The organism is Synechococcus sp. R55.4, assembly GCF_047461935.1.
In the GTDB taxonomy this organism is placed as follows: domain Bacteria; phylum Cyanobacteriota; class Cyanobacteriia; order Thermostichales; family Thermostichaceae; genus Thermostichus.
This window is the reverse complement of record NZ_JANSIF010000012.1, coordinates 19,702-42,926: the sequence shown is the minus strand read 5'-3', so window position 1 is coordinate 42,926 and position 23,225 is coordinate 19,702. Positions and strand designations below refer to the sequence as shown.

The following is a 23,225-nucleotide window of genomic DNA, read 5'->3' as shown; positions in this document are numbered from 1 at the left end:
GTTGTTGATCTCGGTTAGCTGACCTTGGGGTTAGGCTTAGGCACCAGTTTCAGCCCAGAAGGTTGGGGCTGTGCGTCCTCGGCTCTGTCCGGTACCAGGCGCAGGGGCGGGCCAAAGCGGCCAACCGCTATGGTGTTGTGCAAAGCCGGGATCTGGCGGATGGATTCCTGGCGTAGGCAGCGGTGCAAACGGCGCAGCAGAAACAGGTCGGCTTCGGAGCACTCCTCTCGGAATAGCCTCACGTTGAGTTCGTGTTCCTGAGCAGCAGTGAGCAGACCGGTCATCATGGCGGTTTGAATGATCTGCTGCACGGTCACGGTCGTCGCTTCATCCATAGGTTTATGCGGTTGGATTGAGACCTTTTGCTGCTCTTATTCTCGATAAATCCCCCTGATATTTACTCCGCCAAATAGCGGATTCGATATGCGCGCTTTGTCATCTTTCCCAATGTTCAGGAAATAGGGCTTTCCAGGTATCCATTGACTTTCTGATCCATCCAGATCCTATTCAGGCGAAAAGCTTGAAATCCTTGCTTCACAAGCCTTTCCAATCGAAGTGGGAGTAGAGCCAACAATTGGATACGTAGGGATCCAATCCTCACTGCAGTACAAAATTAGACTCAACAGTGAGTTGCTTGAACTTGCCAAAGAGGTGCTGATCCCATGATTTTTCGAGCTGTTGTTTGAGGCCGTAACAGATATCTGTGGCAATACGGAACTGAGAAGCGATGTTCGTCACCGACAAATGGCGTAGGGTTGCTTGGCTTTTTGTCTGTACCTTGTCGGCAATGAAGGCATAGAGGATGAGCACCAGCTTTGTGTTGTGTTAGTGTGGGGGCATTCTGTAGTGGCGATTGGCCGTGTCGGAAACTCCACAAACAGTCGGCTGTGCTGTCCCTCTGGGCTGCTGTGGCTGCGGCTGTTTGGGCCTGCTGGCGGTGTTGGGCTTGGGGCTGGCGGGGGCAGGGATCCTGATCTGGAATGGGATCCGCACTTCGGGTGCCTATCGCACCTACCAGTTGGCGGTGGAGCAGCTCAAACAAAATGCTGTGGTGGTGGAACGTCTGGGGGAACCCTTGAGGCCGGGATGGCCCTCGCGGCTGCGTTTTCAGGAAAATGAGGAAGCGGGCTGGGTGTGTCTGTCTTTTTTGATTACAGGGGCCCAGCGCACCGGCGATGTGGTTGTGGAATCGGAGCGGGGCATGGCGGGCTCGGCATGGCAGTTGCGCCATCTGCAGGTGAAAGTTGACGGGGATCCGCAGGCCATTCCGGTCATTGAGGGGGGATCCCGCTGTGAAGAGGAAGAGCCGGATAGAGAAGCCCTGCCCCTGCAGCCAGAGGGCGACATCTAGGTAGCCGAATAGGCTCAGCCGCGGGTAGAGTCAAAAGGACTCCGTCCCGCTGACGCGAACGGTTGTGGCCTTGGATCCCTATGCGGTCGCTCCCTTACCTGCGCTTGCTGCTGTTGTTGGCGCTGTTGGCCTCGTTCACCGGCCTGATCGTTTGGCTAATCCAATCGTTTCTCGATCTGTACTACGCCACCCGTTACCACCCGATTTTGGGGGGGCTGTTGATCGGGGTGCTGCTGCTGCTGCTGCTGGTGTTTTTGGCCGCTGCCATCTACTACTTGTTTCTGTTTCGCCAACCCGCCCCCAGCAGGAGGGAAATTACCCAACCCCTTGCCTTGCCGGAGACGGCCTTGGACAAGCGGAAAGCGGCGCAACAGAACTTGGCCCAACTGGAGGCGCAGATGGCGCAAATCCAGGATCAGGTGGCGCGGGCAGCGCTGGCAGAACGGTCGGCCCTACTGGCCAAACAATTGGCCCAGCCCCAACTGAAGGTGGTGGTCTTCGGCACCGGGTCGGCGGGCAAGACTTCTCTGGTGAACGCGCTGCTGGGGCGGCGGGCGGGGGCGGTGGGGGCCACTCTGGGCACCACCCAGGCGGTAGCTTGTTACGATTGGAACTTGCCCGGGATCCCGCAGCCGGTGCAGATCGTGGATTGCCCCGGCATTTTGGAGATCGGCCCGGCAGGGGTGATGCGGGAACAGGAGGCGCAAGCCCAAGCCCAAGCTGCCGATCTGCTCCTAGTGGTGGTGGATGGGGATCTGCGCCAGTCGGAGGTAGATCCCTTGCGCCGGTTGATCGCCCTGGGCAAACGGGCCTTGCTGATCCTGAACAAAGCAGATCGCTACACCTCAGAAGAACGGCAGATCCTCTTGCAACGCCTGCGGGAGCGGGTTCATCCCCTGATCCCACCTCAGGATGTGTTGATGGCTGCCGCTGCTCCAGCCCCTGTACGGGTGGGATCCCAAACCTGGCGACCGGAGCCGGATGTGGCCGCCGTGCGGGATCGCGTGCAGGCAGTGCTCTATGCCGAAGGTGGATCCCTGGCCTTGGACAATGCTCTGCTGCAATCGCAACAGTTGGGGGAAGAGGCCAAGCGGATTCTCCAAGCCCAACTGCGCCGCCAAGCCGAGGAAGTGATCGATCGCTTTCAGTGGATTGTTACAGGAGTGGTGTTCGCCAACCCCATCCCGGCGGTGGATCTGCTGGCCATTGCCGCCATCAACGCCCAGATGGTGGTGGAACTGGGATCCCTTTACGGCTGCAAAATGAACCTGCAGCAGGGGCGGGAGCTGGCCTTGTCTCTGGCCAAAACCTTAGCCGGCTTGGGCTTGGTGGAAGGGGCGATCCAACTGACCACGGGGATCTTGGCCACCGTTGCCGAAGTGAGCGTCGTCGGTTTTCTGGCGACAGCCCCCATTCAGGCAGCCAGTGCTGGCTATCTCACCCGCATTGCCGGCAAGAGCTTCATTGAGTATTTCCAGCACAACCAAAGCTGGGGAGAAGGGGGGATGCAGGCGGTGGTCAAAGCCCAGGTGCAAAATACCCAAAAATCCGGTTGGCTCAAAGAGTTTGTCCGCGAGGCTTCCCGGCGCATCTTCCGAAATGGGATGGCCAACCCAAGGGATCCCTAATGGCCGCTCAGGGCAATATCGGTCGGCATAAAGGCCAGCTCCATTTGCGCCACATAATCGGCGTAGCTCAGTGCCGGCCCAGTGTCCCAATCCGCCAAGCCATGCATGCACTTCGACCATTGAATGAAGGCGGCAGGATAGATATAGGCCAAACTGGGATCCTGCAAAACCTCTTTGGGCAGTGGAGAGGCCGACTTCAGCACTGCCAACAGAGCCGGCGGCTTGTGGAGAATCACGCGCGTGGCCTCGATCTGCTCTGGGGAAACCCTAAACTTGGCGGCGATAAACGAGATCACTTTGGAAATGGCCATCACCCAACACCAACCTCGCCTATAAAAGTAGATTGCCCCGAAGCCGAAGGGCTGACTTCAGGGATCCCACGGAGACCGGAAAAACATGGGCAAGGATGGCCGTGGGCGGGCCTGGGATCCCCTTGCTTGGGGCCGCTGCTCCCCGTTATTCTAGTAAAGCTGAAAAATCTGGGGAAACAGTGAGCCGTGGCTAAAAAGAGCATGATCGAGCGGGAGAAAAAGCGCCAACGCTTGGTCGAGAAGTATCGGGAGAAGCGCCAACAACTGAAAGCGGCCATGGCCGATCCCAACATCGACCAGGCCACCCGCATGGAGCTGCACGCCCAACTGCAAAAACTCCCTCGGGCCAGCTCGCCCACACGCCTGCGCAACCGCTGCTGGAAAACCGGACGTCCCCGAGGTTATTTCCGCGATTTCGGCCTCTGTCGCAACAGCCTGCGGGAAATGGCCCACCGAGGCTTACTGCCAGGCGTAGTTAAGTCTAGCTGGTAGCTACCCGACCTTCGCCGCTTGGTTGAACGGCCAAAACATCCTTTTGAGAGATCCTGAGTGGGCCTGCAACCTTTCCAGCTCTGCGACGAAGATCTCACCCCTGCAGTGGCAAAGGCCCTGGCCGGGGAACCCCACTTGGCCGTGGATACGGAGACGATGGGGTTGATCCCGCAGCGGGACAGGCTCTGCGTGGTGCAAATCGCCAACCCTGCCGGCGAGGTGGTGTTGTTGCGGTTGAGCCGTGGAGTAAAGCAGGCCCCCCTTCTGGCGGGGCTGCTGACGGATCCCAACATTGAAAAGATTTTCCACTACGCCCGCTTTGACCTGGCGATGCTGCGCTATCACCTGGGGATCCGGGCGTGGCCCGTCTTTTGTACCAAAATTGCCAGCAAACTGGCCCGCACCTACACCAGCAAGCATGGCCTCAAGGATGTGGTGAGCGAGCTGTGCGGGGTCGAACTCAACAAAACTGCCCAAAGCTCCGATTGGGGAGCCGTCCACGCGCTATCCGCCGAACAACTGGAGTATGCCGCCAACGATGTTCGCTATTTGATTCCGGTTCGCCACAAGCTGGCGGAGATGTTACGGCGGGAAGAACGCTGGGAGTTGGCACAGCGCTGTTTCCAACATTTGCCCACCTTGGTCGAGCTGGATCTGTTGGGCTTCAGTAACGTCTTTGAACATCAGTAGTCGGAGTCTTATTTGATAGATAGTTATAGATAGTTATAGTCGTTTCAGGTTAGGTTGAGACGCCAGGGCTACTGAGAAAGGCTTTCTGGCTTCGTGCATTATTGCTCCGCAACGCTGGCGCGACGACGCGACCAACGTTTTAGTGTGGGTGCAGTGTCTTAGTTTGCATCGAAATGACCATATTCTTTTGGATGACCGGATTCTCAGGGATCCCCCCTCTCCCGAAGCTGAAAATGGGGATACGTCACCGGCGCATAAAGTATCTGCCAACACAGTTGGCCGCCCTTCTCTTTGATGTAGTGAGGATGGGGCTGGTCGTACCAATGGGCTTCTCGAGATAAACCGGCTTGCAGCCCCCATCGCTCCGGCCATCATCTGTCCAGATCAAGGGGAGTAACCCTCACTTGGGCCACTGTGAAAACCATTGGAGCTGAGTTGATGTTGGAGTCGCAAAGGGTGGTTCAAAGTGGGTCATCTTCCCCCAGCATCCCAGGCAAGCCTGTTCTGGAGTTTTGCCACGTCTCGCTGCAGTACCCCGGCAAGGGATCCCCGGTCACGATCATCCGCGACCTCAGCTTTTCCGTGGAGCACTCGGAGTTTGTTTCCATCGTGGGGCCGAGCGGCTGTGGCAAAACCTCGCTGCTGAAGATGGTCTCCGGCCTGAACACCAACTACAGCGGCACCCTCTACTTCCAGTCGCAGCCCATCACCGGCCCCCTGAAGAGTGTGGGCATGGCCTTTCAAAACCCGGTGCTGCTACCCTGGCGCACGACCTTACAGAACGTGTTGCTGCCGTTGGAGGTGGTGGAGCCTTACAAGCGTACCTTCAAGCAAAACCTGGCCCAGCACGAGAAGTCGGCGCTGGAGCTGCTGGCCACCGTGGGCTTGGAGGGTTTTCAGAAAGCCTATCCTTGGCAGCTTTCCGGGGGAATGCGGCAGCGGGCTTCCTTGTGCCGCGCTTTGATCCATCAGCCGGAGCTGCTGCTGTTGGACGAACCTTTTGCTGCTCTGGATGCCTTTACCCGCGAGGATATGTGGGAAATGTTGCAACGGCTGTGGATGCGCACCGGCTGCACTGCTATTCTGATCACCCACGACTTGCGAGAAGCAGTTTTCCTCTCCGATACCATTTATGTGATGGGGCCACGACCGAGCGAGATCATCTTTTCCCTCAAAGTGGATCTGCCCCGTCCACGCCCGCTGGAGATCTGCCTGACGGACGAGTTTCACCACTTGGTCTCGGAAGTGCGCAAGCACATTCGGCGCAGCTATTAGGCTAAACAGCCATTGGCCTAGTCAAGCCTGGATAGACTACTGCCCAACTCTGCCGAGGGATCCCGATGAAAAAATCATTTGACCGATTTTTGCAGACCAAAGCGGCTTCTGTTGTTTTACCTGCTGCCACCATCGTTTTGACCCTTGTGCTCTGGCAGGTGGGGGTGGGGCTGTTCAACGTTCCTCGCTTCATTCTGCCGGCGCCCACCCAGATCCTCGCAGCCATGAACCAGTGGAGCCCGGTGATTCTGCGTCACTCCCTAACCACCCTCACTTCGACGCTGCTGGCCTTTGCGCTGGCTTTGGTGGGGGGGATATTGCTGGGATCGATCATCGGCAGCTCCCGCCTGGCCCATCTGTGTTTGTACCCGCTGCTGGTGGGGTTTAACACCATCCCGAAGGTGGCTTTGGTGCCGCTGCTGGCGATTTGGTTTGGCTTGGGCACGATCCCGGCGGTGATCACGGCCTTTTTGCTGGCTTTTTTCCCCATTGCGGTCAATGTGGCGGTGGGGCTGGAGACGGTGGAAGCCGAAATGCGGGATGTGCTGCGCTCGTTGGGGGCCAGCTCTTGGGAGATCTTCACCAAGGTGGGGCTACCCCACAGCATGCCCTACCTGTTTGCCTCGTTGAAGGTGGCCATCTCCTTTGCTTTTGTCGGCTCGGTGATCTCGGAGACGGTGGCTTCTAACCAGGGGCTGGGCTACCTGATCGTGTCGGCCAGCTCTTCTTTTGATGTGCCTTTGGCCTTTGCGGGTTTGGTTGCCCTCGGCATTATGGGCATTTTGCTCTACACCTTTTTCGCGGCTCTGGAGCGCTATGTCCTGTCCTGGCGACAGTAGCATCTGCTCCAGGGGATCCCACCGATGCCTGAACAAGCTAGCCCAAATCTGGAAAAGTGGCCCGCACCGCCGGGTGGATGAGCTTGCCTGCCCTGACGTTTAGCCCTTTGGCCAAGGCCGGGTCTTGTTCCAAAGCAGCGGCCAGGCCAAGGTTGGCCAGCTTGAGGATGTAGGGGAGAGTGGCGTTGACCAGCGCTTGGGTCGAAGTCCAGGGAACGGCTCCGGGCATGTTGGGAACGCCGTAGTGTAGCACCCCGTAGGCTTCGTAAACCGGCTGGGCATGGGTGGTAACCCGTGTGGTAGCAATGCACCCCCCCTGATCCACCGCCACATCCACAATGAGGGAGCGAGGACGCATCTGGGCCACCAACTCTTCTCCCACCAAGACCGGCGCCCGCCTTCCCGGCACCAACACTGCCCCCACCACCAGGTCGGCCTCGCGAACACACTCTTCCACGCTTTGGGCAGTGCTGTAGAGCAGCTCTACCCGCGAGCCAAAAATCAGCTCCAGCTCGTTCAGCCGCTGCAGGTTAATGTCCAAAATCTGCACCCGTGCCCCCAAGCCTACGGCCATTTTGGCCGCCTCGGTGCCCACGGTTCCCCCGCCCAGGATCACCACCCGCCCCGGCGGCACCCCCGGGATCCCGCCCAGCAACACGCCTCGCCCCCCCTGCTGTCGGGTCAGGTAATGGGCGCCAAACTGCACCGAGAGCCGCCCGGCAATCATGCTCATGGGCATCAACAAGGGCAGGGATCCATCTGCCAATTCCACCGTTTCATAGGCAAGGCAGGTGGCCCCCGACTGCAACAGCGCCTGGGTCAGCTCGCGGCTGGCGGCCAAGTGCAAATAGGTAAACAGGATGAGGTCGGGATGGAGCAGAGGATACTCGGCAGGCAAGGGCTCCTTTACCTTCACCACCAGCTCCTGCCGGTAGATCTCCTCAGGAGTGACAGCCAGCTTGGCCCCCGCTTTTTGGTAGTCCTCGTCGCTAAATCCCGCCCCCTGGCCCGCTTGGGTCTCCACCCACACCTGGTGCCCCTGCTCGGTCAAGGCCCGCACCGCTGCCGGCGTCAGCCCGACACGGAACTCTTGCTCTTTGATCTCTTTGGGCACGCCAATTCGCATAGGGATCCCCGTAGGGCTGCTTTCCAGTCTAGACAGACTCTCTCCCCGATGGGAGCCCTGGCCTGAGCAGGAGAGCGAAAATTGTAAAGTTTTGTGCGCGATCTGTCGGGGCAAGCAATCGCCAGGCTAATTTTGTTAGCTCAAGATTTCAAGGGCAAACCTAGATCTCTTGCCATGATTGGCACGAAAACAAGACATAACAGCCTCAGAAAGCCCAATTTTCTTGCTTGCGCTTATCCCCAAGAGCAATGTTAATATCTATGTCACGAAGTCTCCGTACTCCCTCGCGAACGCACCTTGAAAACTGCATGGATTCAAGCTTTTCCGGGGGTAGGGTTGATCCCTACCTTTTCCCCGCAAGGGGACGGAAACGTCGGCCGCAACCGGAGTGGCCATGCTATTCAATTGTTGATCCCTACCTTTTCCCCGCAAGGGGACGGAAACCTAAAGTACCAAACTTGTCTACGTTTAATCCAGATGGTTGATCCCTACCTTTTCCCCGCAAGGGGACGGAAACCCGAACCTTGTCGGCTTCACGACGATTCAACAGGTGTTGATCCCTACCTTTTCCCCGCAAGGGGACGGAAACTGAGATCTCCGGTGGGATCACCCACGTACCCCTGTACTGTTGATCCCTACCTTTTCCCCGCAAGGGGACGGAAACGCGAACTTAAACACGTTCATGACCAAACCTCCCTTTACGTTGATCCCTACCTTTTCCCCGCAAGGGGACGGAAACAATCATGTGTACCTCCCTTCAAAGGGATAAAACAACACGTTGATCCCTACCTTTTCCCCGCAAGGGGACGGAAACGGTTTCACTAACCGACCGATGCTTGCGGCTACTTCGCCGTTGATCCCTACCTTTTCCCCGCAAGGGGACGGAAACAATCATGTGTACCTCCCTTCAAAGGGATAAAACAACACGTTGATCCCTACCTTTTCCCCGCAAGGGGACGGAAACGGTTTCACTAACCGACCGATGCTTGCGGCTACTTCGCCGTTGATCCCTACCTTTTCCCCGCAAGGGGACGGAAACACATTAGCCAAACTAGTGCTCCACCAATGCATATAAATAGTTGATCCCTACCTTTTCCCCGCAAGGGGACGGAAACTTCTACGCAAACAGGGTGGAGGTGTGTGAAATCAATAAGAGTTGATCCCTACCTTTTCCCCGCAAGGGGACGGAAACTGCAAGTTAACATCAACTTGCTCCACTCGCGGTAGAACGTGGTTGATCCCTACCTTTTCCCCGCAAGGGGACGGAAACGGCGATTAACTACCAAGCTTACTACTTTTTCGGCAATGTTGATCCCTACCTTTTCCCCGCAAGGGGACGGAAACGGTCCTTCTCGTACCCGAACTCTACCGAGATGATCCGGGGTTGATCCCTACCTTTTCCCCGCAAGGGGACGGAAACGTGGTTTGAAAGAAAGTTAGTTCATGCTATTCTTCCTCGTTGATCCCTACCTTTTCCCCGCAAGGGGACGGAAACGCCTCATACTGCCTTACCAACCCCTCTCGGGCGTTGGTTGTTGATCCCTACCTTTTCCCCGCAAGGGGACGGAAACACTTTTCCGAGGATCTTCGCAATGTCGCGAATGTACTGACGTTGATCCCTACCTTTTCCCCGCAAGGGGACGGAAACCTGTAATGCCCCTAGATTTCGATTAGAACCGCACCGTTGTTGATCCCTACCTTTTCCCCGCAAGGGGACGGAAACCGCACATTCAGGCCCGCTGGGCTGAGACCTTTCAACCCGTTGATCCCTACCTTTTCCCCGCAAGGGGACGGAAACTCTAGATCGATGCCAATATGGTGTCGACCATTCGTCTAATGTGTTGATCCCTACCTTTTCCCCGCAAGGGGACGGAAACTCAGTCAGCTTTAAGGTCTTGCGTTGCCCTTCGATGATCTTCTGTTGATCCCTACCTTTTCCCCGCAAGGGGACGGAAACACTGGCGGAGCCTGGTCCACTCCGTCAGTGAGGACAAGAAGGGTTGATCCCTACCTTTTCCCCGCAAGGGGACGGAAACCCCCGGTCAAGTTTGTGCTCAAAGATTTGAGTCTTTTTAGGTTGATCCCTACCTTTTCCCCGCAAGGGGACGGAAACTCTGCGCTCTTGGGAAAAGCGCCCAGTTTAGCCGAAATGTCCAGTTGATCCCTACCTTTTCCCCGCAAGGGGACGGAAACATTCGGAATCTCAATGCCAAGACGGGATGCAATGTTTACAGTTGATCCCTACCTTTTCCCCGCAAGGGGACGGAAACACTTGGTCAGGTGTCTGACTTTTCGCTTTTGCTTTTATGGTTGATCCCTACCTTTTCCCCGCAAGGGGACGGAAACCCCATCGTCCTACCGCGGTAACGCGGATAATTGTCCCACGTTGATCCCTACCTTTTCCCCGCAAGGGGACGGAAACCTAGACTACTTTTCCTGCAGAGCTTTCCAACACTCATGTTGATCCCTACCTTTTCCCCGCAAGGGGACGGAAACGCCAAGAAGCCCCCGGAGCACCTTGGGATACGAGACAGCGTTGATCCCTACCTTTTCCCCGCAAGGGGACGGAAACGTTTCGTAAAGCGTGCAGTATAATAAGTACTCATCGTAATGTTGATCCCTACCTTTTCCCCGCAAGGGGACGGAAACATTTGCGAGGGCTTGATCTTGACCGACAGGCTACCCAGGTTGATCCCTACCTTTTCCCCGCAAGGGGACGGAAACCCTCCGGGATCTGAATACCGGTCATTTTCGGGTCGTTGCGTTGATCCCTACCTTTTCCCCGCAAGGGGACGGAAACCTGAGCTACGCGAGGCGAGAGGAGAGAGAAAGGAAAGTTGATCCCTGCCTTCTTCGAGACATCCTTGAGAACTGAGACTGGCGGATTCTAGGGTGGATCCCTAGCGCAAGAAGCGGGCCAAAAGCAGCAGGCCGAGGCCGCCGAAGAGGATGTTGAAGCTCCAGGCCGCTGCCCAGGGGGGAAGGGCGCCGGCTTCTCCCAAGCTGCGAGACACGCTGAGCACCACGTAGTAGGCAAACACCAACAGGATCCCGAAGACGACGCCCCCGTAGCGTCCCACCCGCCGCGCGGTGGTGGATCCCAGGGGTAGCGAAATCAGCACGGCAAAAAAGCTGGCCAAGGGCAGGGAGAAGCGCATGTGGAACTCGGTGCGCAGAGCCTGAGTATTGAGATTGGAGCGGGCCAGGCGGGAAATCCGCTCCGCCAGCTCCGGTAAGCTCAACTCGCTGGGGGGAACCGGCGGCTGCATTAGGGTAGCCAGATCCTGAGAAACTTGCAACGGCTTGCGATGAAACGTTTGCTCGGCAATGCTGAGACCCGTGGGGCCGTAAAGGTGGGTCGCTCCTTCGCTGAGGCTCCACTCCAGTCCATTCCACACTGCCTGAGCGGCCAAGGTCACTTCCGCCAACTGGTATTTGCCCCCCGGCAAGGGATCCACCCGCAAAATCGTAACATCTTGCATCGTATTTAACCGGGGATCCACTTGGCGGATGAAGAACCAGAGGTTGTCTTCGGTTTTGAAAAAGACATCGTATTGCACCGGGGTGGTGGCCTGGGCCAGCAAAGCTTGCTGATCGATCTGGCGGATTTGCTGTTTACTGGCCGGCAGCAGCACGTTGCTAATGAAAAAAGCGCTCAAGCTCATGGCCAACCCCACCAGCAGCAGGGGCCGGAAAATCCGGCTAAACGGGATCCCGGCTGCCCGCATAGCGGTGATCTCACTGTTGCCGCTCAGCTTGCCCAAGGTGAGCATGGTGGCAAAGAAGGCGGCAATGGGCATGCCCAGCACCACCATCTCCGGCAGATCCAAAACCAAAAGACGCAACACCGTTAGAGGCGGGACGGATCCCTCGACCAGCCGCTCGGCCAGGGTAAACAACCGGCCCACCAGCAGCAGCAGGGTTCCCCCCGCAACACCGGTCAGCACTGGGGTGAGCATCTGCCCAAATAGATAGCGCTCCAGCAGCCAGAACTTGGTGAGCAACCGTGCCATGTTTGAGAATCGAAGGGGATCGCCCTTCTCCCCAAGGGAGAGGCGAGTTGCAATAGCCGAAGAATCGGCGGCAAAAGCCCTGAACCAGGCTTATCGATTTATTCTCGCTCAAGGGCTTGGGGCAGGTGGGGGAAACGACTCCGTTTTGTCGGCAGGATCCAAACGCGGCTGAGGAGAGTTGAGGGGAGGTTCGGACGCGGGATCCAGCTCGGCACCCCAGGTGACCAGGTAGGCCCGCTGTTCGGGGGAAAGGCGGCGAGCCTGGCGGAAATCTGCCCCTGCCACGATGGCGCCGGTGTAGGCTCCGGTCTTAAAATCGGGCTTTTGCCCCGGCTGAGCGGGGGAAGCCGTCTGAGGGGATCCCACAAACAGCAAAGCGCGGTAGAGATCGGCCCCGCGCAGGTCGGCATCCCGCAAGTTAGCTCCGCACAGATTGGTGTGGCTGAGATCGCAGCTGCTCAGGTTGGCTCTCTCCAGGCTGGCTTCGCTGAAATCCACCGCTCGCAACAGGGTGCCATGCAGGTCGGCTCCCTCCAGCATCGTGCCCAGGTTGACCACTCGGATGCCGTTCACGCGATCCCGCTGGTAACCCCCTTTGCCGTCCAGAATGGGTCGGCCCAGGTGTTGATCCCGCCGCAGAGGGCTGAGCAGGTTAGCGGTGGAGAGAAAGCGCAGGATCTTGGCTTTGCCGAAGCGATCCACCCCGTTCAACAAAGCAGCCGTGCGCCCGGCAGCAATGGCCCGCTCCAGGGGCCAATCGTCCAACTGCCCATCGGGAGACAAGACCAGGTTGGAAATGCCTTCAAAGTAGGCGTCGATGGTCTGCTGCTGGGTAATGATGTTCTGCTGAATGGTGAGATCGCGGGAGATAATGTACTGCCGCCAGGCAATGTAGGCGGCCAGGATGGCAATCAAGATTTGGCCTGTGGCCCCGAACACTTCTCCCAAAGCCCCAATTGCTTCCCAACTCAGGGATCCCAAGGCAGAAAACAGCCCGCTCCCGGCAATCCCTCCCATCACGGCCAAGCTGAGGGCCACTCCCGCCCAGGCCAATTGAGGCCAAGTGGTCAGCCACCGACAGAGGTCGCGTCCGATCTGAGCCCAAAGCGATCGCCCCCACCAGCCCGCCAGGCCCAGCCAAGCCAGCACCGCCCCCCAGCCCAAGACCGGCTGAGCCATCAGCTTTCCCAAGAGCAGCAAGAAGGCCGGGATCCCCAACAGCAGCAGATGAATCAGGGGTTGCCACGGTGAGACCGGAGACAGCAGGATCCCGGATTCAAGCAGCGACGGCTCTTGGGGCAGATGTTCGGGGGCAAGGGTTTTGTAGGTCATGGCGCAAGCAGGGAGGTTACTCTAGGGCTAGTGTTAGACTTGCAAAAAAAGCCTGCGTTAGTCCGTATTTAGAGTTGGAGAATAGGGCAGGCCCCTGCCTGCTCAGTTTGGTAGGATAACCTCGGCCTTTCTTCTCTAGCCCAGCCTGGTGTGAGGATAACCACCATGATCTCTTCCCTATTGTCCTTACTGCCTATTGGTCTGCAGAAATCCGGCGAACACCAATCTACAGCAGTCCTGCCCGGCCTGCGGGCGCAGCGCCATCGTTCTGCAATGCTGACGCGGCTGGCAACCTCTCTGATGCTTGGCACCACCTTACTGCTGACAGCAAAGTTGGATCCCGGCTGGGCGCAAACTTCCCTGGACACCGGCATTACCGGTGAGCAGACCCTGCCTCAAGCTCCCCCGCTCCCGGACAATCGCCCGGCCATTTTCGTGGATGCAGCCAACGGCAGCGATACCCGTGGGGATGGATCCCGCAATAACCCCTTCAAGACGATTACTTATGCCATTCAGCGGGCTGAGGCTGGCAGCGTCATTCAGCTTTTTCCCGGGGTATATAGCGAGGAGAGCGGCGAAACCTTCCCCATCCGTCTGAAAGCCGGCCTCACCTTGCGTGGGGACGAGTCCACCTTGGGAGAGGGCTATCTCATCACTGGCGGCGGTACCTACATGAGCCCGACCCTAGGCCGACAAAATGTTGCTCTGCTGGCAGAAACCGGCGCAGAAGTGCGAGGAGTTACCCTGCGCAACCAGGGGCGGCGCGGCTATGCCCTCTGGGTGGAATCTGCCTCCCCGCGCATTCTCAACAACAGCTTTGTGGGCAGCATCCACGATGGGATCTTCATTGCCGGCGCTTCCAATCCCTGGGTGGAGGGCAACCGCTTCTATAAAAACGGGGCCAACGGCATTTCCGTCTTGGGCACCTCCCAGCCCACCATCATCAATAACCTGTTCCAGGAGACCGGCTTTGGCATCACCATCGACCAGCGCTCGGCGCCTATTGTGCGCAACAACCGCATCCTGCAGAACCGTACCGGCGTGATCGTCGGGGGCAGCTCCAGGCCCATCCTGCGCAACAATCTCATCGCCCAGAACTTGGAGACCGGCCTCACCGCCATCACCACTGCCCAGCCGGATTTGGGCACGGCCACGGATCCCGGCAACAACATCTTTGAGGGCAACGGCCAATACGATATCAACAACGCCACCCGCGGCCTGCGCCTCAATGCCAACGGCAACCAACTGCGGGGCCAGGTCAAAGGGGATCTGGATCTGTCCGGTCAAACCACCGTTGCCGCCCTTCCCGACAGCGCTCCCCGCCCCATTGCCCCTGGCACTTTGGCTCTGCCCAGCGCTCCGGCCCAGCCGGCTACTCCCAGGGATCCCCGGCCAGCCGCTGAGACCCCCTCCACCTTGCCGGTTTTAACGGTGCCCCAGTCTACTGCCCCGGTTCCCCCCTCTCCGCCCCAAGGATCCGGAGGGCGCATCTTGCCAGATCCCTCCAGCCCTCAGGCAACTCCCCAGCCCCAACCTCCGGGGGAGCAGTTTGTGGCTGTCCCCTTCACCCCCGATGGCTCTACCACACCTGCCCAGCCGGCTGACCCTGTTCCCAGGCCACCGTCGGCTCCCCTCACGGATATCACCACCCTCCTGCCTCCGCCGGCCCGTCGCCCGTCCACGGGGATCCCAACTACTCCCTCTGCTCCCACTACAACTCCAGTTGCCCCCCCTGTGGTTGCTGTGGGTAACGACTCCGTTTCGCCAACGCGAACGGCAACTCAATTTCGCGTGTTGGTGACCCCCAAAAGCAGCGATGACTTGAACCGATTGCGGCAGCTCATCCCCGAGGCGGTGGAAACGGTTTTCAACGGCAGAACAGTGTTGCAGGCGGGCCTGTACGACAGTCGCAGCCAGGCCCAGTCGGTCTTGGATCGGCTGTTGGATGCCGGCTTTGAGGCGGTTGCCGAGATGATTTTCCGCTAGCGACCCCCCACACTGCCGGCTTGCTTCTCCATAGCGGTACGAGGGAGCCTTGATCCCAGTTCTTTGGCGGGGTGGCCAGCCATTGAGCCCAAGTCTCCTTGGTCGCTGGCAAGGGAATTGACTACAAGTGCTTGCCAAGAGCGATGACGGCTCGAACACCCCCTCTCTAGTCCAGCGGATCCAGTCGGTAGCGGCTGAGCCAGTGATCCAAATGCACTTCCTCCTCATCCAGCAGTTGGGCGTTGATCAACCCCCGTTTGAAAGCAAGGCGGATGGCTCTGGCCCGCAAGCTGAAAGTGGTTCCCCACTCGTCGCTCTCAATTTGGTCGTTGCTGACTTCTAACTTGTCGTAGAGGTTGCGCAGACGGTTGGTTACCCCTCGGCGGGACAAAAAGCGCCGTGCAGCAATGGCCTGGTCGGTGAGGCCAAGGGCAATGTCGATCAGCACTTCGTACTCGGCATCGCTGAGACCGGTGATTTTGTTTTGTGAACGGGAATCGACCCCGCGCACCTCTCGGTCGATCACGCATTGCTCATCCTGCACCACCGCTTGGATGGCGCTGACCAATTTTTCATCGGTGCAATTTTTCAAAAGGTAGCCATAGACGGTTTGCGGAGGCACGATCTTGTGCAGCTCCCGCACATAGACTTCATCGGCAAAATGCGACCAAAAAATGATGCGCGTGCTGGGGCACTCTGACCAAACCTGCCGCGCTACCTCGATCCCGGTCATCTCAGGCATGCGAATGTCCATCAACACAAAGTTGGGGTGGTGCTGACGGTAAAGTTCCAACGCCTCTCGGCCATTCGAGGCCATGTATACCGGGCCGAACTCAGGCAAATGTTGCGTCAGTAGGCTATGGACATGCTGACGGTAAAGAGCGTCATCTTCAGCAAGGAGGGTACTCACAGGCCTTTATCAGAGTTACCGAATACTTTCTTTTCACTTCCTAACTCTAAAAACACCCACAAGGGAAGGCAAGGCACTATTGAGCAGTACTCAAAAGGAGCAAGGGATCCCCTCCACCGGCGATGAGTAGCGGCTCAGGAAAAGGAGTTCGTCCCGCTCTCGTCCTGTGGACGGTGCGGTTTCCCCTAGCACCCACGCAAACGGCCAATGAACTTCTCCACCGCAGACGTCGAAAACTTTTGATAAGCAGCAGTCTATGCTGTTTCTACGGCAGAGGCCAAAAATGCCTCAATCTCAGAGCGCTGGGGCAAGCTAGGTTGGGCTCCCGCACGGGTTACGGCCAAAGCAGCGGCGGCATTGGCAAAACGCAGGGCTTCCCTCAGGGATCCCCCGGCAGCCAAACAAGCAGCTAAGGCCCCACAAAACCCATCTCCGGCAGCGGTGGTATCCACCACTTCCACAGGATGAGCGGGCCAATGGCCACTTTCTTCCCCATCTGCCCAGACCAGCCCTGCCCCTCCCAAGGTGAGGATAACGGCTGGGATCCCGTGTTTCTGCAGTTCTTGAGCCACCTTTTGGGCTTGTTCCGGCGTCTCCACAGGGGATTGGGCAAGGGCAGCCGCTTCGGTTTCGTTGAGCACCAAGTAGCGAACCTGGCGCAACAGGGATCCCGGCAATGGCACGATGGGCGCAGGGTTGAGCAAAATCGGGATCCCTTGGGCAAAGGCTTGTTCTGCTGCAGCTTGCACGGTGGGCAGGGGGATTTCCAGTTGCAGCAGGAGCAGGGCCGCCGGGGTAAAGGGAGGCAAATGCTCCGGCATATAGCGACCATTGGCCCCAGGGCTGACCACGATTCTGTTTTGCCCGCCGGGATCCACTGTGATCAAAGCTAGGCCGCTGGGCCCCTCCAACTGCCTCAGGTGGCGGGTATCCACGCCGTTGTGCTCCAGGTTTTCTTGGAGCAGATGCCCAAACCCATCGGATCCCACTGCTCCCCACATCTCTACTTGGGCTCCCGCCCGCGCCGCTGCCACCGCTTGATTGGCTCCTTTGCCGCCAGGGTAGGTGGCGTAGTCGGATCCCAGCACCGTTTCGCCAGGGCCGGGATGATGGGGCACCCGCACCACCAAATCCATGTTCAAGCTACCCACCACTCGGATTGGGCCTGCCATCGGGCTTGTGGGGAAATCCTGTTGGAAAAGCAGAGATCTAGAGATCTTTGGTTTGGATCCCTGGGCAGCTATTGTATCAGCCGCCGGTCTTGGCCAGGGATCCCCTCGAGCGCCCTACCACGCGGCAAGGGCTGATAGCAGTCGTGGTTTTTATTACCATCTATTTCAACTGATCGCGCTAGCGGGCCGGAGGCCTTAGCAGGAAGCAACCGGTCGTTTGTTTCACCTCAACGGTGAGATAAATGACTATGCGTTGTGGAACGGTTATCTGTAGGGATTGGTCGCCCTTCGACATATCGCCACTCTGCTGAAAACACAGGGCAAGAACCCGATTCCAAAGGTTGAGGATCCCGACTATCTTGGTGGGTGTTGACCCAGGAAGCAAGCCATGCTGCTGACCACTACAGACGTGCTCCAAGGTAGAGAGGTTGAGCGTTACTTGGGCATTGTTACCGCCGAGGTAGTTTATGGCACCAATGTTCTACGGGACTTCCTTGCTAGCCTCCGCAACATCATCGGGGGACGCACAAGAACCTATGAAGAAGTTCTCGAGAATGCCCAGAAAAAGGTTTTGGAAGAGTTGGAGCAGCGAGCCAAACGTTTGGGAGCAAATGGCATCCTAGGCGTTAGCATTCATACCAACATGAGCGCGACAATGATCCTCGTTACCGCCGCCGGCACCGCCGTCAAGCTGCGCTAGAACCTTTAGGCCAGGCTTTCCATCACCGCCTCGTCGATCTCGAAATTGGCATAGACATTCTGCACATCGTCTAGGTTGTCGAGACGCTCCATCAGGGCAAGCACTGACTTGGCCGTATCGGGATCCTCCACATGCACCTCCGTAGAGGGGATCCAGCGGATGGCCGCATCTTGCACTGGGTAGCCCTCTTTTTTCAGGTAGGTGGCCACCTGCTCCAGCAGGGTGTAATCGCAGTAGACTTCTGCGTCGGTTCCCTCTACCTTGAGATCCTCCCCGCCTGCTTCGGCTACCGCTAGCAGCAGAGCTTCGGGATCTGTCACCCCCTCTAGGCTAATCACCCCTTTTTGCCGGAACAGCCAGCTCACGCAGCCGGCTTCTCCCAAGCTGCCGCCGGTTTTGCTGAAGGCTTCTCGCACCTCGGCAGCCGTGCGGTTGCGGTTGTCGGTCATGGCCTCGATCAACACAGCCACCCCACCGGGGCCGTAGCCCTCGTAGCGAACTTCTTCCAGGGGGCTGTCGTCGCTCCAGTTGCCGGCTCCCTTGGCAATGGCTCGTTCAATGTTTTCGCTGGGCATCCCCGCTGCTTTGGCTTTCTCCACTGCCGCCCGCAACTGAAAATTCCCATCCGGATCTGGCAAGCCGTTGCGAGCTGCCACGATGATGGCCCGCGAGAGTTTGGTAAAGAGGCTGCCCTTTTTGGCATCTACACGGGCCTTTTGCCGTTTAATGTTGGCCCACTTGCTGTGTCCTGCCATGCCGCCACACACCAGTCAAGCAATGAATTGGAGGGATCCCTCCACTTTTGAAGCCTAGATCACCTCGGCTCAGGACTCAACCCCGCGACAACTGGGAGGGCACTGGCCTGGTCACAAAACAAGGGATCCTGAGGATCCCTCACAACCCAGACTTAGCCACCCCATAACCCCCTCAGGGCTGAATCGGCTGCCGCTGGATCACATCCCCTTGGGGCGGAGGCGGAGGGGCTGGGGTTTCTTGAGGGGTAGGCGTTGCCTCTATGGGAGGAGTTTCCCCAGGAGGCGGGGGCAGAGGGGGCACACCTTCTCCAGGCACAGGCCCAGGTGTAGGCGTGGGGGTTGGGGATGGAGTTAGAAAGGGCGTCACCTGTCCCAACAGCTCGGCATAGAAAATCGCATCTTGCTCTGGCCCAAAGCGCCCCACTTCCCAACGGTGACGGGGCACAAACATTGTTTGCAGCAGCACTTCCCGGCTGACAAAAGCGGGAGTACCCGAGAAGACGTAGCCATCGACAATGACTCGATTCAAATCGGGCCGAGTTTGAAACACCCGATCCACCTCCCGCAGCATCTCCGTATCCAGCCGCCCCAGCAGAGTTTCCAGGGTGTCTTCAGGGCTGATCGGTACCCGTACCGAAAAGCGATAGCCTTCGCAACGATAGTCCCCACAGATCTTGACCAGCTCGTTACGCACCCGGATTTGCGGCCCAGGATCCAGATTGCGCCCCGGCACAAGGACTTCTTCCTGAGGTTGCTGTTCGACCGGCTGGGCCCATAGCTGGAGTTGACTTGCCCATCCTGCCCAAACTAGGGATCCGAAAAACAAGCCAAATCCCAAGCCTTTCAGGGGAAGGCTCCAACCCAGACTGCCCTGCTCAGAGCGAGGTGAAACGGGGGGCTCACAATCCTGGATCGGGCTGTTCATAAAGCGTTGACCGATTCTTCAGCGATGGCTACCGCCAAATCTACCCGACATCGGCCAGAGAGGCACTAGGCAGGGAGAAAAATAGGGTATTGGCCTCGGATCAGTTTCAAAACAGGGGCAGAAGAGAAGCTTTGACCAAGAAAACTGGGTTGCAAGCCCCGCCCTAAGGCCTACGGCCCGCTGACGCGACCAGGGCGGCTTTGTGCTATGGTGTTGAACGAACTCCGCCAACTTGAATAGGGCGCAGTGTCAACAGGGAAAGTATCTGGGAGTTCATCCCAGTAGGTGGCGTCATAGCATCCCCCACCACTTGCAAGGGTGGTGTAGCTCAGAAAGTTAGGAGTCATCCTGCAACCTGGGAAAGAATCCTTGCCATTTAGGGCAGGGAGAATGTCAAGCGATGGGCCTGCAGCTCCACTATCGTACTTGGGGAGAAGGGATCCCCTCCCTCCCAATCTTGATGCTCCACGGCCATCCGGGCAATGCCGACTGCATGGCGGTATTTGCAGAGGCAGTGGCGGGAATGCACCCCTGTGTGGCGCCAGATCTGCGCGGCTATGGACGTTCGCAGGTGGTGGATCCCTTCGAGATGGAGGAGCACCTGGAGGATTTGGAATTACTGCTCAATCGCCTGGGCTGGCAGGAGTGTCTGGTTCTGGGCTGGTCCTTGGGCGGGATCCTGGCCCTGGAGTTGGCTTTGCGTCTGCCGCAGCGGGTAAAGGGTTTGGTCTTGGTGGCCAGTGCCGCCTGCCCCCGCAGCAACCATCCCCCCACCGATTTTTGGGATCAGGTCAACACCGGCGTTGCCTCGCTGCTCAACTGGCTTTGGCCCGGCTGGGAATGGAACATCGAGACCTTTGGCCGTCGCTCCCTTTACCGCTACCTGATGCAGCAACAGACCCCAACGGCCTATCGGTATTTGGCGCACATGGCCTTGCCCGCCTATCTGCACACCTCCCCCCAGGCTCGCCAAGCTCTGCGCGCCGCTTTGCAACGGGGCTACAACCGCGAGGGAGATCTGCACCGAATTCGCATCCCGGTACTGCTCATGGCCGCCGAGCAGGATTGCCACATCACCGCCAACAGCAGCCTGGCCACAGCCCGCGCCCTGCCCCACTGCACCTGCATTGTCTATCCCAACGTGGCTCATCTCTTTCCCTGGGAGATCCCCGACCGGGTGGGACAGGATCTGCGCCGCTGGCTCAGCGCTCAAGACTGGGCAAGTGGGATCCCGGTGGTTGGCTCTTCCGCTCCCTCTGCAGACAAGGCGGCAGAAGCCTGACCCTGGGCCAACTTCCGCAGCCGGGCAAAGGCCTCTTCCTCCAGATGGATCTGCTGCTGCTGTTGTTCTTCTGGGGTGCGCAGGCGCTTTCCCAACGGCTGTTGCAGCGTGCCCAAGAGCAACGGCTCGGAAACTCCCGGCTCGGGATGGATGACGGTGCGGGCCCGCAAGGTGAACACCGGCGAACCGGTGGAGAAGCGGCCCGGGGATCCCAAATCGCTGGCCGCCTGCTTCAGGGTGAGGATCAGTTGCTCTGGGGTGATATCCGGGCTGACAGCAATAACCGCTCGATCCGCCCCTTGGTCATAGACGGTGGTGTAGGGGGCAGCACCGGGAATGCGGGAGCGAAAGATCGGCCCCAAGCTGAGGGCAAAACATCCCGCTGTTAAAACCAGCGCAAACGCCGTGTAGCCCACCAGCGCAAACTTCAAGGGCCAATTGCGGATCCAGGCCAGCAGGGTGAGCACAGCCAGCAAGCCTGCTAGACCTAGCCCAATTTGGGTGGCAGAGGCAAAGAAAGATTCCAAAGTTGCATCCATGATTCCCCAGTTTAGCGGCTAGAGCTTCATCTCTAGGATGCAGGATGAGCCCGATTCTGGCTGCCCTATCTAAGGACTCCGTCCCGCTGGCACCCTGCTCCAGAAGGGCTTGGCTGGTTCTATCACCAAACCCCTGTGAGAAGAGGCAAGACGGATCAACCTACCAAACCCAGAAAGCAGCGAGCCTTACAGCTCGTCACAGCAGACTAAAAATCATGGGCAAGGTCGGATTCGAACCGACACGGTTTCCCGCCGCATTTTGAGTGCGGTGCGTCTACCAGTTTCGCCACTCGCCCGACCTGGAAACATTATCCTACTGAACTGGCGAAACCTCGTCAACCAATCCTCCCAACCCTAGTTGCGGCGGTCTTTCTCCAGTTGCTGGGCCTTTTGCCGAAGCTGGCGGGTTTGCTCCATCACCTCCTCCAGATCCTCGTGGGATAGCCGCTCGACGTAGTTGATCTTGATCTCTTCCAGCAAGTCTTGCAGGAGAGAGCGAATTTCCTCCAAAGCGTGCTCCTGGGTGAGTTCTCGTGCCAAGACTTCACCAAACCGCTGCATCAGTTGCGCTGCCAGCTTGGAGCCGACGGGATCCTCGAAACTGCCCGTCAGGGTTTTGTAGGTGGTGGTGGTCAGCTCGTTGGCCAGGCGCTCCGTCAGTTGGCCAGGCAGGGATCCCAGGCCGGGAAGCTGTTCTAGAGTTTGCATGGCAGGCAACTGCTTGAGCAGGCCATCCAGGTTGTAGCGGAGCAGTTGTTGCAATTCCGGTTGCACCTGGGGCAAAACGCGGTAGAGAACAATGCGAAAAACCAGGTTGGCAATCGCCTCCAGCTCGTTGGTGTTGTTGATGTCAATGTAGTCGCGCTGGGTACGCGCTGCCGGCAGCAGGGGCAGGGATCCCCGCTGAATGGATACCTGGATTTGGTTAATCACCCGCACAACAATGACTTCCGTCAGATCCTCGGCGAAGTTGGTAACAAAGCCCTGGCTCACCTGGGCGCGTACCCGCTCCAGATCCAGCAACTGTGCTTGTCCCAGCCGGATGGTGACGGGGATCACCCGCAGCCAGCGCCAAAAGGGCAGCAGCAGCAGCACATCGTACCAACGCCAGAGCATAGCATCCAGCCAATTGACGCCGGTGTAGCGACGGCTGATGGCCACCGTGCGCAGCAAAAATTCCAGCCCAAACAGAAGCACGAAGGGAAAATCCAGCACCGGGAAAAAGTCAACAGGGTTACCGCTCTCACCAATGGGGCGGAAATAGTTGGTCTCAAAGAGGGGGCGCAGCCGGGTCTGGAAAAATTCAATTCCATCTGCGGGATCGGCGCCGGCCAAGTACTCAGCAGTCCAAAAGCGGGCAAAGGCGGCTCTGGCAGAGTCGGCTTCTGGGATGTGCTCCCGCATCAAATTGAGGATACGCACAAACTGGCCAGTTTTGTTGGCGCCCTGAAAGGGATTGGTCTCAATCATCTCGTCGCTGAGCTCCCGCAAGCGGGCCAGGATCGGTGCTGCCGCTTCCGACTCCACGCCAAACCGCAGGGTAACCTGGCGCAGCTCATCCACCAAGGCCAAGTAGCGCTGGGTTTCGGGGTTGGGCTCGATACCTTTGATGGGATCGTATAGGTCGGTCACCGGGGAACGGCTGGTTTCTTCGGAGAGAATCGGCAGCGGAATGGGAGGACCAAAGGCGCCAAAAATTTGCACCCGACCCTGGAGCCAAAAATCTCGCCCAGGCACATAGCTCATGTCGAAGAGCACCAAGCACAGGTTGCTCAGGGCCAGCAGGGCCATCCCCTTCTCGTAGAGGAGCAGCCAGCGACTTCGCCCCCTGAGGACAGAGCGTCTGAGAATCCGTTGAGCAGCGTTCAAAGGACTCCGTCCCGGCCTTGGGTCAACCGG

20 protein-coding genes, 1 tRNA gene and 1 CRISPR repeat array are annotated in these 23,225 nt (G+C 58.4%); of the genes, 9 read left to right on the top strand and 12 right to left on the bottom strand.

Features of this window, described 5'->3' with window-relative positions; all coding sequences use genetic code 11:
* Positions 1-14: 14 nt before the first annotated feature.
* Positions 15-335, bottom strand: coding sequence for a hypothetical protein (locus NW842_RS04640; RefSeq protein ID WP_414356049.1), 321 nt, complete (start codon positions 333-335; stop codon positions 15-17).
* A 524-nt stretch (positions 336-859) separates the two neighbouring features.
* On the opposite strand from NW842_RS04640, the gene NW842_RS04635 reads away from it, so the two are divergent.
* Both NW842_RS04635 and NW842_RS04630 read left to right on the top strand, forming a co-directional pair.
* Complete coding sequence (locus NW842_RS04635; RefSeq protein WP_414356050.1) at positions 860-1,351, top strand: cytochrome c oxidase assembly factor Coa1 family protein; 492 nt, start codon at positions 860-862, stop codon at positions 1,349-1,351.
* Between the two features lie 80 nt (positions 1,352-1,431).
* Positions 1,432-2,979, top strand: coding sequence for a YcjF family protein (locus NW842_RS04630; protein ID WP_414417563.1), 1,548 nt, complete (start codon positions 1,432-1,434; stop codon positions 2,977-2,979).
* Here NW842_RS04630 and NW842_RS04625 read toward each other — a convergent pair.
* Positions 2,976-3,290 (bottom strand): hypothetical protein, encoded by a 315-nt coding sequence (locus NW842_RS04625; protein ID WP_414417562.1) that lies wholly within the window; start codon positions 3,288-3,290, stop codon positions 2,976-2,978. The two genes, NW842_RS04630 and NW842_RS04625, sit on opposite strands and share 4 nt — an antisense overlap.
* Before the next feature lie 186 nt (positions 3,291-3,476).
* Here NW842_RS04625 and rpsN point away from each other — a divergent pair, with 186 nt between their 5' ends.
* The 4 genes from rpsN to NW842_RS04605 all read left to right on the top strand — a co-directional run bounded on the left by rpsN (position 3,477) and on the right by NW842_RS04605 (position 6,586).
* The gene (gene rpsN, locus NW842_RS04620) at positions 3,477-3,782 is read left to right on the top strand and encodes a 30S ribosomal protein S14 (protein WP_011432985.1); all 306 of its coding nucleotides are present in this window, start codon (positions 3,477-3,479) and stop codon (positions 3,780-3,782) included.
* 57 nt (positions 3,783-3,839) lie between these two features.
* The gene (locus tag NW842_RS04615; RefSeq protein WP_414344670.1) at positions 3,840-4,472 is read left to right on the top strand and encodes a ribonuclease D; all 633 of its coding nucleotides are present in this window, start codon (positions 3,840-3,842) and stop codon (positions 4,470-4,472) included.
* Positions 4,473-4,910: 438 nt separating this feature from the next.
* Complete coding sequence (locus NW842_RS04610) at positions 4,911-5,747, top strand: ABC transporter ATP-binding protein (RefSeq protein WP_414409222.1); 837 nt, start codon at positions 4,911-4,913, stop codon at positions 5,745-5,747.
* A gap of 65 nt (positions 5,748-5,812) precedes the next feature.
* Positions 5,813-6,586, top strand: a complete 774-nt coding sequence (locus tag NW842_RS04605; protein WP_414417561.1) for an ABC transporter permease — start codon at positions 5,813-5,815, stop codon at positions 6,584-6,586.
* 37 nt (positions 6,587-6,623) lie between these two features.
* Here the strand turns inward: NW842_RS04605 and ald are convergent, their stop codons facing one another.
* The 3 genes from ald to NW842_RS04590 all read right to left on the bottom strand — a co-directional run bounded on the left by ald (position 6,624) and on the right by NW842_RS04590 (position 13,057).
* Positions 6,624-7,712, bottom strand: a complete 1,089-nt coding sequence (gene ald / locus NW842_RS04600) for an alanine dehydrogenase (protein ID WP_414417560.1) — start codon at positions 7,710-7,712, stop codon at positions 6,624-6,626.
* A gap of 335 nt (positions 7,713-8,047) precedes the next feature.
* Positions 8,048-10,512: direct repeats of the CRISPR family, unit length 37 nt; unit sequence GTTGATCCCTACCTTTTCCCCGCAAGGGGACGGAAAC.
* 100 nt (positions 10,513-10,612) lie between these two features.
* The gene (locus tag NW842_RS04595) at positions 10,613-11,725 is read right to left on the bottom strand and encodes an LptF/LptG family permease (protein WP_414417559.1); all 1,113 of its coding nucleotides are present in this window, start codon (positions 11,723-11,725) and stop codon (positions 10,613-10,615) included.
* A 108-nt stretch (positions 11,726-11,833) separates the two neighbouring features.
* A complete protein-coding gene (locus NW842_RS04590; protein WP_414417558.1) occupies positions 11,834-13,057 on the bottom strand; it encodes a pentapeptide repeat-containing protein in 1,224 nt (407 codons plus the stop codon).
* 165 nt (positions 13,058-13,222) lie between these two features.
* Here NW842_RS04590 and NW842_RS04585 point away from each other — a divergent pair, with 165 nt between their 5' ends.
* Positions 13,223-15,043 carry a DUF1565 domain-containing protein gene (locus NW842_RS04585; RefSeq protein WP_414374752.1) on the top strand — a complete coding sequence of 607 codons (1,821 nt, stop codon included), beginning with the start codon at positions 13,223-13,225 and terminating at the stop codon, positions 15,041-15,043.
* Between the two features lie 166 nt (positions 15,044-15,209).
* Here NW842_RS04585 and NW842_RS04580 read toward each other — a convergent pair whose 3' ends face one another.
* Entirely contained in the window at positions 15,210-15,953 is a 744-nt protein-coding gene (locus NW842_RS04580) for a response regulator (protein WP_414356063.1), read from the bottom strand.
* A gap of 254 nt (positions 15,954-16,207) precedes the next feature.
* On the bottom strand, positions 16,208-17,125 hold the full coding sequence (rbsK, locus tag NW842_RS04575; RefSeq protein WP_414356065.1) for a ribokinase: 918 nt from the start codon (positions 17,123-17,125) through the stop codon (positions 16,208-16,210).
* Positions 17,126-17,513: 388 nt separating this feature from the next.
* Between rbsK and NW842_RS04570 the strand changes: the two genes are divergently transcribed.
* Positions 17,514-17,825, top strand: a complete 312-nt coding sequence (locus tag NW842_RS04570; protein ID WP_011431068.1) for a YbjQ family protein — start codon at positions 17,514-17,516, stop codon at positions 17,823-17,825.
* Between the two features lie 5 nt (positions 17,826-17,830).
* Here NW842_RS04570 and NW842_RS04565 read toward each other — a convergent pair whose 3' ends face one another.
* Both NW842_RS04565 and NW842_RS04560 read right to left on the bottom strand, forming a co-directional pair.
* The gene (locus NW842_RS04565; RefSeq protein WP_414350786.1) at positions 17,831-18,580 is read right to left on the bottom strand and encodes a YebC/PmpR family DNA-binding transcriptional regulator; all 750 of its coding nucleotides are present in this window, start codon (positions 18,578-18,580) and stop codon (positions 17,831-17,833) included.
* A 172-nt stretch (positions 18,581-18,752) separates the two neighbouring features.
* Positions 18,753-19,505 (bottom strand): hypothetical protein, encoded by a 753-nt coding sequence (locus NW842_RS04560; protein WP_414417557.1) that lies wholly within the window; start codon positions 19,503-19,505, stop codon positions 18,753-18,755.
* Positions 19,506-19,905: 400 nt separating this feature from the next.
* Here NW842_RS04560 and NW842_RS04555 point away from each other — a divergent pair, with 400 nt between their 5' ends.
* Positions 19,906-20,787 carry an alpha/beta fold hydrolase gene (locus tag NW842_RS04555; RefSeq protein WP_414356071.1) on the top strand — a complete coding sequence of 294 codons (882 nt, stop codon included), beginning with the start codon at positions 19,906-19,908 and terminating at the stop codon, positions 20,785-20,787.
* On the opposite strand, the gene NW842_RS04550 is transcribed toward NW842_RS04555, so the two are convergent.
* The 3 genes from NW842_RS04550 to NW842_RS04540 all read right to left on the bottom strand — a co-directional run bounded on the left by NW842_RS04550 (position 20,715) and on the right by NW842_RS04540 (position 23,195).
* Positions 20,715-21,326, bottom strand: coding sequence for a Ycf51 family protein (locus NW842_RS04550; protein ID WP_414343408.1), 612 nt, complete (start codon positions 21,324-21,326; stop codon positions 20,715-20,717). The two genes, NW842_RS04555 and NW842_RS04550, sit on opposite strands and share 73 nt — an antisense overlap.
* Before the next feature lie 216 nt (positions 21,327-21,542).
* Positions 21,543-21,622: transfer RNA gene (locus tag NW842_RS04545), tRNA-Leu, on the bottom strand.
* Positions 21,623-21,680: 58 nt separating this feature from the next.
* Positions 21,681-23,195: a hypothetical protein gene (locus NW842_RS04540; RefSeq protein ID WP_414356074.1), complete on the bottom strand. Its 1,515-nt coding sequence runs from the start codon at positions 23,193-23,195 to the stop codon at positions 21,681-21,683.
* Positions 23,196-23,225 lie beyond the last annotated feature (30 nt).